The sequence below is a fragment of the Adlercreutzia faecimuris genome, from assembly GCF_022669055.1.
Taxonomy (GTDB): Bacteria; Actinomycetota; Coriobacteriia; order Coriobacteriales; family Eggerthellaceae; genus Enterorhabdus; species Enterorhabdus faecimuris.
The window spans coordinates 32,351-45,034 of record NZ_JAJMLW010000002.1; the positions used below are offsets into that span (position 1 = coordinate 32,351).

Consider the following 12,684-nt stretch of genomic DNA (forward strand, 5'->3'; position numbering starts at 1 on the left):
ACATGACCGACGAGTTCAAGCCCAAGCGCATCATCGTCACGGGGGGCGCCGGCTTCATCGGCTCCAACTTCGCCCACTGGGTGGCGAACAACACCGACTGCCACGTGACCGTGCTCGACAAGCTCACCTACGCCGGCAACCCGGAGAACCTGGCCGGCCTCGACCCGGCCCGGGTGGAGCTCGTGGTGGGGGACATCTGCGACGAGGCCCTGCTCGACGAGCTGGTGCCCGCCGCCGACGCCGTGGTGCACTACGCCGCGGAGTCGCACAACGACAACTCCATCGCCGACCCCGAGCCGTTCCTGCGCACCAACGTCGAGGGCACCTACCGCCTCCTCGAGGCGTGCCGGCGCCACGGCAAGCGCATGCACCACGTCTCCACCGACGAGGTGTACGGCGACCTGGCCCTCGACGACCCGGCCCGCTTCACCGAGGAGACCCCGTACCGCCCCTCGAGCCCCTACAGCTCCTCCAAGGCGGCCTCGGACATGCTCGTGCGCGCGTGGCACCGCACCTACGGCCTGCCCGTGACCATCTCCAACTGCTCCAACAACTACGGGCCCTACCAGCACGTGGAGAAGTTCATCCCGCGCCAGATCACCAACATCCTCGACGGCGCGCGCCCCAAGCTCTACGGCGACGGGCGCAACGTGCGCGACTGGATCCACACCGAGGACCACTCCAGCGCCGTGTGGGCGATCCTCACCCGCGGGCGGGTGGGGGAGACCTACCTCATCGGCGCCGACGGCGAGCGCGACAACGTCACCGTCCTGCGCGACATCCTGCGGGCGATGGGGCGGCCCGAGGACGACTTCGACTGGGTGCGCGACCGCCCCGGCCACGACCGGCGCTACGCCATCGACGCGGCCAAGCTGCGCCGGGAGCTGGGCTGGGAGCCGGCCCACACGGACTTCGCCGAGGGGCTCGCGCAGACCATCGCGTGGTACCGCGACAACGAGGCCTGGTGGCGCCCGGCCAAGGAGGCCACCGAGGCCAGGTACGCGGCCCAGGGCCAGTAGGCGCGGGCCGGGAAGGAGCGAGGCATGGCAGCCGGAGACACCGTCGAGAGCGGCAACTTCACGTTCACCGAGACCTCCATCGAGGGGGTCGTCATCGTCGACGTCAAGAGCCACGGGGACGACCGCGGCTACTTCATGGAGACCTACAAGCGCCCCGACTTCGAGGCGGGCGGCATCACGTGCGACTTCGTGCAGGACAACCAGTCCTCCTCGGTCCGCGGCGTGCTGCGCGGCCTCCACTTCCAGATCGAGCACCCCCAGTCCAAGCTCGTGCGCGTGGTGTCGGGCGAGGTGTTCGACGTGGCCGTCGACCTGCGCCCGGGCAGCCCCACCTACGGGCGCTGGGAGGGCGTGGTCCTCTCGGCCGAGAACCGCCGGCAGTTCTTCGTCCCGCGCGGCTTCGCCCACGGGTTCCTCGTGTTCAGCGACGAGGCGGAGTTTTGCTACAAGTGCGACGACGTGTACCACCCCAATGACGAGGGCGGCCTCATGTGGGACGACCCGGCCATCGGCGTGGAGTGGCCCCCGCTCTCGGGCGACGAGGCCTTCGACCCCGCCAAGGTGATCCTGAGCGAGAAGGACAGGCACCACCCGCCGTTTGAGAGGTAGAAGAGGGGATCAGCGATCTCGTCCTGAAGCCGGAGAGCAATCTCCGGCTTTTTTGTTCATGATTATATTTTGTAGTGCAATATCGTGAACATTGGTATAAGATGACGTTCATAGTTTTCTATAAAAAGCTTATTCGTGAACAACTAGTGATACTGATTTGTTCACGGAGAGCAACAGGGCACATCTCTACGGAAGGGTATCTGTTATGCGTAACGCTTTGGTGCAGGCGGCTGTGGCCAAGAGGCTTCTCATCCTCCTCCTGGGCGCGCTCGTCGCGGGACTCATGGTGTTCATGCCAGGCTGCTCATCCTCCTCAAATGAAAACACGGTTGTTATCTATTCGAGTGCGGAGGGCATGCGCAATGAGGCCATTATGGCTGCGCTTCATGAGGAGTTCCCCCAGTATGACATTCGCCTCCACTATCTGCCGACGGGCAACAACGCGGCTCGTCTTAAGACGGAGGGAAAGGATTCCGAAGCCGATATCGTGTTCGACCTTGAGGGCGGGTATACGCGGCAGGTGTCTGATTCCCTCGCCTCGCTGTCCGGTGTTGACATGAGCATCTATGCGGAGGATCTGATTGACGCTACGGGCAAGTCGGTTCCCTTCGCAAGGGAAAGCGCTTGTATCGCGGTGAACGATGAGATTCTCAAGGAGAAGGGCCTGCCTGTTCCTCAGAGCTACGAGGATCTGCTTGATCCCCAGTACAAAGGCCTCATCTGCATGGCCAACCCCAAGACCTCGGGTACAGCCTACAACTTTCTCAAGAGTCTGGTAAACGCATACGGCGAGGAAGGGGCGCTTGCGTACTTCGACAAACTGGCAGAGAACATCTATCAGTTCACGGCATCAGGCTCGGGCCCCATCAACGCCCTGGTTCAAGGCGAGGCGGCCATCGGGTTGGGTCTCACCTTCCAGGCGGTGACGGAGATCAACCAGGGCGTTCCTCTCTCCATCCATATTTTCGAGGAAGGCTCGCCTTGGGATGTGTATTGCATTGGCGTCATCGAGGGGAAGCAGCACAAGCAGGCCGTCATGGACGTGTTCAACTGGCTTGCTACCGAGGGTGTGAAGCTGGATAACGCTAATTTCAGCGCCGATCAGGTTCTCCGCGACTTCAAGGGGGAGATTGAGAACTATCCGAGCGATATTGTCTATGCCGACATGGAGGGCATCATGGATCTTGAGGAGAAGGAACGTCTTTTGAAGGAGTGGAAGTACTGATGGAGACATTGACCCCAAAGCTGTCTGTCCGCGGGCTCAAGAAGGATTTCGACGAGAAGGGAGTGCTTCGCGGTATCGACTTTGACGTCCTTGACGGCGAGTTCCTCTCCATCCTCGGCCCTTCGGGTTGCGGAAAGACCACCACACTGCGTATTCTCATCGGTTTGCTCGAGCCTGATGCCGGTACCGTCTCGCTTGACGGTGTAGACATCACGGACGCTGCTCCAGACCGGCGATCCATGGGCATCGTCTTTCAGAACTATGCTTTGTTTGAGAACATGACGGTGCGTGGAAACGTGGAGTACGCGCTTAGGTTCGACAATGAGCGGAAGGGCCGCCGTCGAGAGATTGCGGAGAAGGCACTCGCGCAGCTCGGTCTGTCCTCGCAGATCGATAAGCCGATCCACGAGCTTTCGGGCGGCCAGCAGCAGCGTGTATCGATTGCCCGTACCCTTGTGCTGGAGCCCGAGATCATCCTGTTCGACGAGCCTATGAGCGCCCTTGACGTGGAGACGCGCCTGTCTATGCGTGCCGAGCTCAAGGACATCCAAAAGAGGCTTGGAACGACGATGATCTACATTACCCATGACCAGGAGGAGGCATTCGCGCTCTCTGACCGAATCATGGTGATGGGGGGTGGGGAAATTCACCAGCTCGACACCCCGGAGCAGATCATCTCACATCCGGCTGATGAGTACGTGGCGGATTTCGTGAACAAGAACCTGCGGATCAAGATGGATTCCCTCGCCCGCTTCATGGGCAGGTAGGTGCATCATGGGAATCTCAAAGGGAGTCGGTCTGACTCGTATCACCTTGGTGCTGTTCTTTCTTGTTGCTGCGGTGCTTCCTCTCTGCGGTCTCCTCGCTAACCTGCTCAACCCGGCGGCGTGGGAAGTGTTCAGCTCGCCCCAATTCTTGCCTGCTTGCCTCAACTCTGCAGGCATTGCCCTTATCGCCATGGTTCTGTCGCTTAGCATTGCCCTGCTGGTTTCCTGGGTGTTCTGTCGCACGAACATTCGGGGGAAGGGCGTCTTCGCCGTGCTGATGACGCTGCCCATGCTCATTCCCTCGCTGGGTCTTGGCATGGGCCTGGTCTTTCTCCTCGGGTCTAACGGCATTATCACCAACCTGCTCGGGCTCGATGTCTCCATCTATGGCTTCTGGGGGATTGTGGTCGGCGCTGTGCTGTACTCTTTTCCCTCGGCGTTTCTGCTGGTCTATGACGTACTTAAGAACGAGGATGCCTCGCCCTACGAGGCAGCTGATGTGCTGGGCATTCCCAAGTTGAGGCAGTTCACAGGCATCACGCTTCCTTATCTGCGCAAGCCGCTCATATCTGCCGCCTTCGCAACGTTCACCCTCGTGGTGACAGACTACGGCGTGCCCCTTATGGTGGGCGGCAAGGTTATAACGCTCCCCGTGCTCATGTACCAGGAGGTGATTGGCCTTCTCAACTTCGATACAGGTGCCTCTATCGGCTTCATCCTGCTGATGCCTGCCGTGGTGGCCTTTCTCGTGGACGTGCTGAACCAGGAGAGGGGTCGGCTTGGCTTTGTCAGGAAGGAGCGGGTCATCCGTGACAATCCCCGGCGAGACTGCGCCGGATACGTGGCGGTAGGGATCGTTTCCATGGCCATTCTTCTGCCGATCTGCGTTTTCGTGCTCGTGTCGTTCGTCACGAAGTATCCGACGGATCTTACTTTCACTTTGGGTAATATAGCACGCTCGATGAACCTGAATGCCGGATCCTATTGGCTCAACTCGCTTGTCATAGCCTTGACTGTGTCGGCCATCGGAACGGTGCTCGCCTATCTGGCTGGTTACATCACCGCGCGTGTGGGCGGCAAGTCTGCGCGCGTGCTGCACCTGGCGTGCATAACCACCCTGGCTATTCCCGGCATCGTGCTCGGCCTCTCCTACGTGTTCGCCTTCAAGGGGTCGTTCCTCTATGGTACGCTTGGCATCCTCGTGCTTGTCAACATCGTGCACTTCTTCGCCTCGCCCTATCTTCTCGCCTACAACGCGCTCGGTAAGGTGAATCTCAATCTTGAGGCGGTCGGCGCGACTATCGGCGCGAGTCGCTGGCGCATCCTGAAGGACGTCCTTGTCCCCCAGACCGCGGGAACCATTCTAGAGATGTTCTCGTTCTTCTTCGTGAACTGCATGGTGACCATCTCGGCCGTAGCGTTCCTCGCCACTACCCTGGATATGCCCCTTGCGCTGCTGATCACCGATTTCGATTCCCAGCGCCTTACTGAGTGCGCTGCCTTCGTGTCGCTCCTCGTGCTTTTGACTAATATCGTTTTCAAGGCACTTTTCGCCGTCATAAAAAAGCTGCTGATGCGTAGGGTTGGGTTGTCCCTGTCTGCCTGAAAGGAAGAAAAATGAGCGGAAATCTGACCGCAAAGGAGTTTAAGCTGCTCGAGCTAGTGGAGGGCCGCGCGGGGGAGAAGCTTACCCAGCGTGACTTGGCGACGGCCACGGGCTTTTCGGTTGGTTCTGTCAACAAGCTGGTCACATCCCTGACCGAGGCCGGATTCTTGGATAAGATGACGCTGACGGAGGAGGGGAGAGAGGCGCTCGAGCCCTACCGAGTGAAGCGAGCCGTCCTCATCGCCGCCGGCTTCGGTGAGCGCATGGTTCCCATCACGCTTAACACCCCCAAGCCGCTGGTACGCGTAAGAGGGAAGCGGATCATCGACTCGCTTCTCGATGCGCTCGAGGCGGCGGGCATCGAGGACGTCTACGTCGTCCGGGGGTATCTTGGCGAACAGTTTGACCAGTTGCGTTACCGCTATCCCCACGTTAAGTTCATCGAGAACGAGATCTACAACGAGGCCAACAACATCTCCTCGGCTCTTGCCGCCAGCGGACTGCTCGAGAATGCCTACGTGATGGAGTCGGACATCTTGCTCGCAAATCCGCAGCTGATCACGAAATACCAGTACGAGACAAACTACTTGGCCTTTCCTGTGGAGCGAACCGATGACTGGTGCTTCCATGTGAAGCATGGGATCATCGATTCCCTGGCGGTCGGTGGGCTCAACTGCCATCAGATGTGCGGCATCTCCTACTGGTCGGAGGAGGATGGGCGCAAGCTTGCTGAGGACATCCCCAAGGTGATCGATATGCCAGGCGGCAAGGAGCGCTATTGGGATGAGGTGGCCCTGCGCTACTGTAAGGATCGTTATCGGGTTGCCATCCGCGAATGTCGGCGAGAGGATCTCGTGGAGATTGATACGTTTCGCGAGCTGCAAGAGCTCGATCCATCGTATTGCGTGTAAAAGAGGGGGGGGGCGAGCTTAATGCGTGCCCCCCCCCTTGTCCCTAGAACACGTACACCTTAGTGCCACGGGGGATGTTGTCGTAGATCCACTTGGCGTTTTGGAGCTCCAGGCGCACGCAGCCGTGAGACAGCTGCATGCCGACGCGGTTGTCCTGGGGGGAGCTGGGGGTCGGGCGCTTGTTGTAGAGCGTCGAGTGGAAAAGATAGTTACCGCGGAACTGCGTGTAGTAGAAGCAGCGTGAGGCGCCGGAGTCAAAATAATAGCCCTTGCCGCCAACGGTGAAGTACCCCTTGATGGTGGGTGTCGAGGGCGCGCCAGGGGCGCAGAGCCAGCTATGCTGCAGTGACCAGCGGCCCTGGGAGCCGGAGTAGACGTTCACGCGGGTGTTGCCAGTGTCTACCAAGATGAGCCAGGGCGTAGCGCTCGCGATACCCTGGGCTTTTGCGTTCATAGCTGCTGAGGGATCGATCCACGCGCCGCTCGGAGTGAAGTCGCACCACGTGCCGTCGATGTACTGTCGACCCGTCACCATGGCGCCCGACCCGCTCAGGTAGTACCAGGTGCCGCTGAGGTTGATCCAGCCGGTGGCCATCGCGCCGCTGCTGTGCAGGAAATACCAGGTTCCATCGATGTTCTTCCATCCGGTGGCCATGGCTCCCGAGGGGGGCTCAAGCCAGTACCAGCGTCCGTCTATGTTCATCCAGCCAAGGCGAACGACATGCTGGGCATCGGTCCAGTACCAGGTTCCCTCCACCTGTATCCAGCCGGTGGAAAGCCGCCCGCCCTTGGCGGGGTCGGCGTAGAATCGACGCCCGCCCAAGCTCTGCCAGCCGGTGAGAGCTTTACCGTCCTTGTCCTTGAAGACGATGCATCCGTCTTTCAGGCGCTCGCCTCCTTCTAAAAGCGCGCCGGAGCTGGTGGCGAAGAAGTTCTTGTCCTCTTTGGCTACCCAGGTGTTTTGGGCCATGGCTCCGGATGCATCAGAATAATAGGACTCTCCATTTGCCTGGTAAAAACCAGTGGCCATCTCGCCATGCTTGGCGGGGTCGAGCCAGTACCAGAGACCCGCATGGTAAAGCCAGCCGCTTCGGACGGCGCCAGACGAGTCTGTCCAGAACCACTTGGCGCCTACGGGCGACCATCCGCCCATGCGGCAGGCGCCGTCGGGGCCTGCGGTGTACCACTGGCCGTTCGCCTGGTAGAGGCCAGTGGCCATCTCGCCATGTTTGGCGGGGTCGAGCCAGTACCAGCGACCGTTGGGACGAATCCATCCTGAAACAGTGGCGCCTGAGACGTCGGTCCAAAACCATTTGTCGCCCACAAGAGACCATCCGCCCATGCGGCAGGCGCCATCAGGGCCTGAGGTGTACCAGCGGCCCTCAGCTTGGTAGAGTCCTGAAGCCATGGCGCACTCACTGGAGGGGTCAAGCCAGTACCAGCGGTGTCCAAGGTGAAGCCAGCCGCGGTGCATCGCGCCGGAGTTGGTCAGGTAATACCAGCGGGAGTCAATAAGCGCCCAGCCATTCCGCTGCATGGCACCAGAGCCGATGGAGTAGTACCAGTTACCCGTCGTGTCCTGATAGCGGCCAGTGCGCATGAGGCCGCCCTGCGCCGGGTCGAGGTAGTACCAGATTCCCCCATCGTTCAGCCAGCCGGTACGGGCCTTGCCGTCAGCGTTGCCGTAGTGCCACTGGCCCTTGACGTCTTTGCTCCAGCCCGGCTTGTAGGTGATGGGCTTCTCGGGCTCCGGATCGGGCTTGGGCTTCTCCTCGGGCTTGGAGCTCGGCTTGTCAGCATCGACGGCCGGTGGCGTGGCGGGATCCTTGTCAGCCTCGCCCTGCGCCGGCGGCTTCTGCGTTGCGTTGGGCTTGGTCGGGGCAACGCTCGCATCCTTGCCCTCTTCGGTCGCGACGCTTGTGTCGCCGGTAGCCGTCTGCGCGCCGGCGTCGGCGCTGCCCGCCCAGGCCTGGAGGACGTTGGGCGAGGCGAAGAGTGCGCCCCCCATCAAGAGGAACGCGAGCGCCGTTTCCAGGGCGTGCGCGTGCAGCGAACTTTTGTTCAACATGCCGATCACCTGCTCTTAGAGACTAACGATTCGATGACGTCATTCTACTCCTCGTTTCTCCGGTGCTGAGGAAGGAAGCGGGGAGGGGTCAGCCGACCATCGCTCCGCTGGGTGCGAACACGTAGGGATGGCCGTCGATGATCTGACGTCCTGTTAGCATCGCGCCTGAGCCGTTCAGGTAGTACCACGTGCCGTCAAGTTGCAGCCAGCCGACGTGCATGGCGCCAGAGCCTGGCTGCAGGTAGTACCACGTGCCACCCAGGTTCACCCAGCCCTCGGCCATGGCGCCCGAGCCGTGGAGGTAGTACCACGTGCTGCCGATGCGCTGCCAGCCGGTCAGCATGGCGCCTGACCCATTGGCAAGGTACCACGTGCCGCCGACTTGGAACCACCCGGTACGCATGACGCCGCCTGCTCCCAGGTGGTACCAGGTGCCGCGGATGTTGCGCCATGCGTTCTCAGCCATGGCGCCCGATGTGTCAAGCCAGTACCACGTGCCGCCGATGTTGAGCCAGCCGGTCTGCATGGCGCCGGATGCGTCGGAGAAGTACCAGGTGTCATCGATTTGGTACCAGCTGATGGCCATGGCGCCACTGCTGGCCAGGTAATACCAAGTACCTCCTTCGTTTAGCCAGCCGGTCACCATGGCTCCAGACGGGGCAAGGTAGTACCACGTGCCGCCGATGTTGAGCCAGCCGGTCTGCATGGCACCCGATCCGTTCAGGTAGTACCAGGCGCTTCCATCATGGGCCCAGCCTACGGCCATGGTTGCGCTCTCGGTCAGGTAATACCAGATGCCGCCCCTGTTGAGCCATTGGCTTTCGGTTGCGTGAGTGCTGTTTTCGAACCAATACCAGTTGCCATTGTGGAAGACCCATCCGAAAAGGGGTTTTTGCCTTCCGTTGGCATAGCTTGTGAGGAAGGGAGACGTCCATCGTTGCCGAAGGGTGGCCGGGGAGCCGGCGACGTTGGTGCTGATGCCGTCCTTCCCGAAGGTGACAACGATAGCCCCCTTACCGCTGGCGATCGCCTCGAAGGTAAGGTAATGCGCGGCATGTAGGCTTTCCAGCGTGTTGATGAGTTCGGACGGGCAGTGGGAGAACGGGCCTGTTTGCAAGACGAGAGGAGCGGCGGATCCGGCAGGCGTTGCCAAGATGGCGCGGAGGTAGGGAATGGAGTTGGAGCCGGAGACGCCATGGTGCCCGAGCTTAAGCACGTCGATGTGGCCGAGCGTCTTTGCGAGGGCGTCTTCGTCTCCTTGGTAGTTGTTGATGTCGCCGGAGAGGAAGGCGCTCTTCCCGTGTGCGGTGACCTTCACGCCCCAGCAGAAGTCGTTGGCATCGGTCGTCGGGGTGGTCTTGTAGCCTTCGTCATAATTAACGATCTCGATATGCATATCGTTTCCGAGACTAAAGGAGGCCGAGCTTGGGCTGAGGCTTTGAATGAGCTCGGATCCAGCGCGCTCGGACGCTGCGATGAGCTGATCGTAGACATAAAGGTTATCCCAGAGGTAAGGGTGCTTCTCCCAGCTTGCGGTGATGCCGTTCTCGTCGACGTAGGGCTTTATGTACTCATCCTTGTATTCGGGTGTATAGACGCGTTTGGGTTTAAACGTCGAGATGACGGTGTCGGCGCCACCGATATGATCGCTGTGGGGGTGGGTGCCGATGAAGAAGTCGAAATTGTCCTCAGTGACGCCAGCGCTTCTCAGGTAAGCGACGACCTCTTTCTCCACGCCTTGGTCGGCACTGCTGGTGAAGGGGCGATTGGCGGGGTAGCGGGGGTTGCTTCCGTCGGGGCGGTCGGTATCTTCGCCTGCGTCCACCATGCCGAACCGGCCATTCGATTCAAGAAGGATCGCATCGCATGATACGCCCGCAAAGGCAAGCACGTGGATGCGCGTAGGACCGTTGGTGGTGAGTGCCGCCGGGGCCGGATTGCCCGACTTTGCCGATTCGGCAGCTGGCGGTTCGGCAGCTGCTGCCGCCGCAGGCTGCTGAATCGGCGTGTCGGTAGAGGGGGAGGACTCGGGCCGGGCGTTAAACTTGGATTCGATGAGGCTGCTTGCGGGGCTATCCTGCGTAGACGGTAGGGGTTCTGAGGCGGCTTCTTCCGCAGGGCTTGCTTGCAAGGCGTCTGCCGGGGCGTCTTGGCTTGAACCCGCTGCGTCTTCGGTGGACGTGGCGGGCGTCACTGCGTCCACCGAAGACGCAGCCAGGGCGGCGGTGGGGAGGGTGAGAGTCGTGGCGAGGGTGAGTGCGAGGGCGATGCGGAAGGTGCGCCAGGCGGCGGTTTCCTTAGCGATGGGGGTGTTGCGATGCATGGCGAACGTTCCTCCGAGACGTCTTGTCGATCTTACGTTGTTTTTCGATGCTCGATTGTATCAAAACCGTTGCGGTCGCAAAGCTGTTCGTAGCGGCGCTGGGATCATTTGTCCACTCTGTGTATAAGCAAGCTGATGCGTTGGGGAGAGGAGTGCGTGGGGAGCGAATATCGCGGCTTCTTCACACACGTAAGGAGGAAAGATGCTATGATCGGCGCACCGAGGGGGTAAAACGTTGTAGCCGACCAAATGCAGTCCGCCCCCGCTTGCTTTGCCGCGTCGGGCTTGTGCGTCGCGTCTCCCCAGGAGTCACGCCGGTTTCCTGCTTGGCGCGGAGAAGGGTAGTCTCTCCATGGATTTTGCCATCAGACGAATCCCTCGGATGCTCTTTGCGATCGTCCTCTCCTTGTCCGTCGTGCCCACGGCGGCCCTCGCCGTCGAACCCGATGTGGCTCCGGATGCATCCGATCCCAATGCCGACGTTCCCAACAGCTGGCGCTACCAGGACGGCGAGCCCGTTGCCGTGGCAGGTGACGAGGCGCCCATCATGGCCCTCAGCGCTGACGCGCGCTCCCTCGCGCCCTGGTCTCAGGGGCCAGACGGCTTCGTGAACAGCCGAGGCGAGGTTATTCCCAACGCCACGCGCAAGGGCGTCGACGTGAGCGAGTGGCAGGGCATCATCAACTGGGAGAAGGTCAAAGCCGATGGCATCGACTTCGCCATCCTGCGCGTGGGCTATCGGCGCACGCTGCCCATGGTCGACAAGCAGTGGCTGCGCAACGTGGCGGAATGTGAGCGCCTGGGCATTCCCTACGGCGTCTACATATACAGTTACGGCAAGACGGTGGAGGATGCGGCGGCGGAGGCCGAGCATGTCATCGCCCAGCTTCAGAAGGGCGGCCACAAGCCCGTCTATCCCGTATACTTAGACCTGGAGGAAAGCTCGATGGCCTCCACGTCCAACCGGGTGCTGTTGGGGCAGATGGCCAAGGCGTTCTGCGAGAAGGTGGAGGCGGCGGGCTATCGTGCCGGCACTTATGCGAACCTCTACTGGTACAACACCTTCCTCACCGATTCGGTGTTCGATCGCTGGACGCGCTGGGTGGCCCAGTACAACGTCAAGTGCGACTACAAGAAGCCCTATGACATGTGGCAGTGCACGAGTCAGGGATCTGTCGACGGCATCGTCGGCAACGTCGACCTCGACTTCCAAATCGGATCCAACATTGGTAAGCCGCTCGGCTGGCATGCGGAGGGCGGTGCCTGGTACTGGTACCAGCAGAACGGCGAACCCTTCAAAGGTGCTGCCGGCAAGCCTGCCTGGCTCTACGTGTCTGGTCGCTGGTATCTCTTCGACAAGGACGGCAAGATGCTCACCGGCTGGCAGGATGTCGAGGGCCAGCGCTACTACCTGAGCAGTTCGGGCGCCATGGAGCTTGGCTGGCTCAACCTGGGCGGGACGTGGTACTACCTGAGCAGCTCGGGTGCTATGGCCAAGGGCTGGCAGACCGTCAACGGATCCCGCTATTACTTAGGAGATGACGGCAGGATGCGCGTCGGCTGGGTTGAGGTTGGCGGCGACTGGTATTACTTCGAGTCATCGGGCGCCATGTTCACCGGCTGGCTGAATCGCGGTATCTGGTACTGGCTCGACTCCCAGGGCAAGATGGCGAAGGGGTGGTGCAGCCTGGACGGCAGCTGGTACTACTTCGCGTCCTCGGGTGCTATGGCCACCGGTTGGGTGCTCGATGACAAAACATGGTACTGGTGCGAGGCCTCTGGCGTCATGCGTGCGAATGGCTGGCTCAACGTAGGCGGCACCTGGTACTGGCTCTACCCCTCCGGCGCCATGGCTACCGGGTGGGTCAACCTGGGCGGGGCGTGGTACTACCTGCGGGATAACGGCGCCATGGCCACCGGGTGGCTGTTGCTTGGGGATACCTGGTACTACCTGCACGGCTCGGGCGCCATGACCACGGGCTGGGTCAACCTGGGCGGGACGTGGTACTACCTGCACGGTTCCGGCGCCATGGCCGCCAACACATGGGTGGGGGACTACTACCTGACCGCATCGGGAGCAATGGCGGTCAGCACGCAGATCGGCCCGTGGCGCGTCGGCGCCGACGGGCGTTGGATTCGCTAAGGGAAAAGAGGAA

General features: G+C 61.2%; 9 protein-coding genes. 7 read left to right on the forward strand and 2 right to left on the reverse strand.

Annotated elements, in window-relative coordinates; genetic code table 11:
* The first annotated feature begins 2 nt into the window (after window positions 1–2).
* The 6 genes from rfbB to LPT13_RS05385 all read left to right on the forward strand — a co-directional run bounded on the left by rfbB (window position 3) and on the right by LPT13_RS05385 (window position 6,137).
* Window positions 3–1,019 carry a dTDP-glucose 4,6-dehydratase gene (rfbB, locus tag LPT13_RS05360; protein WP_242164361.1) on the forward strand — a complete coding sequence of 339 codons (1,017 nt, stop codon included), beginning with the start codon at window positions 3–5 and terminating at the stop codon, window positions 1,017–1,019.
* 24 nt (window positions 1,020–1,043) lie between these two features.
* Window positions 1,044–1,628, forward strand: a complete 585-nt coding sequence (gene rfbC, locus LPT13_RS05365) for a dTDP-4-dehydrorhamnose 3,5-epimerase (protein ID WP_242164363.1) — start codon at window positions 1,044–1,046, stop codon at window positions 1,626–1,628.
* Window positions 1,629–1,833: 205 nt separating this feature from the next.
* Entirely contained in the window at window positions 1,834–2,853 is a 1,020-nt protein-coding gene (locus LPT13_RS05370; RefSeq protein WP_242164366.1) for an extracellular solute-binding protein, read from the forward strand.
* On the forward strand, window positions 2,841–3,620 hold the full coding sequence (locus LPT13_RS05375; protein WP_242164368.1) for an ABC transporter ATP-binding protein: 780 nt from the start codon (window positions 2,841–2,843) through the stop codon (window positions 3,618–3,620). Before LPT13_RS05370 ends, LPT13_RS05375 begins: the two co-directional genes overlap by 13 nt.
* A gap of 7 nt (window positions 3,621–3,627) precedes the next feature.
* Window positions 3,628–5,226: an ABC transporter permease subunit gene (locus tag LPT13_RS05380; RefSeq protein WP_242164370.1), complete on the forward strand. Its 1,599-nt coding sequence runs from the start codon at window positions 3,628–3,630 to the stop codon at window positions 5,224–5,226.
* Window positions 5,227–5,237: 11 nt separating this feature from the next.
* Window positions 5,238–6,137, forward strand: a complete 900-nt coding sequence (locus LPT13_RS05385) for an NTP transferase domain-containing protein (protein WP_242164372.1) — start codon at window positions 5,238–5,240, stop codon at window positions 6,135–6,137.
* A gap of 43 nt (window positions 6,138–6,180) precedes the next feature.
* Here LPT13_RS05385 and LPT13_RS05390 read toward each other — a convergent pair whose 3' ends face one another.
* Entirely contained in the window at window positions 6,181–8,205 is a 2,025-nt protein-coding gene (locus tag LPT13_RS05390) for a L,D-transpeptidase family protein (protein WP_242165329.1), read from the reverse strand.
* Between the two features lie 88 nt (window positions 8,206–8,293).
* Window positions 8,294–10,528 carry an MBL fold metallo-hydrolase gene (locus tag LPT13_RS05395; protein WP_242164374.1) on the reverse strand — a complete coding sequence of 745 codons (2,235 nt, stop codon included), beginning with the start codon at window positions 10,526–10,528 and terminating at the stop codon, window positions 8,294–8,296.
* Between the two features lie 382 nt (window positions 10,529–10,910).
* Between LPT13_RS05395 and LPT13_RS05400 the strand changes: the two genes are divergently transcribed.
* A complete protein-coding gene (locus LPT13_RS05400) occupies window positions 10,911–12,671 on the forward strand; it encodes a GH25 family lysozyme (protein ID WP_242164376.1) in 1,761 nt (586 codons plus the stop codon).
* The last annotated feature ends 13 nt before the right edge of the window (window positions 12,672–12,684 follow it).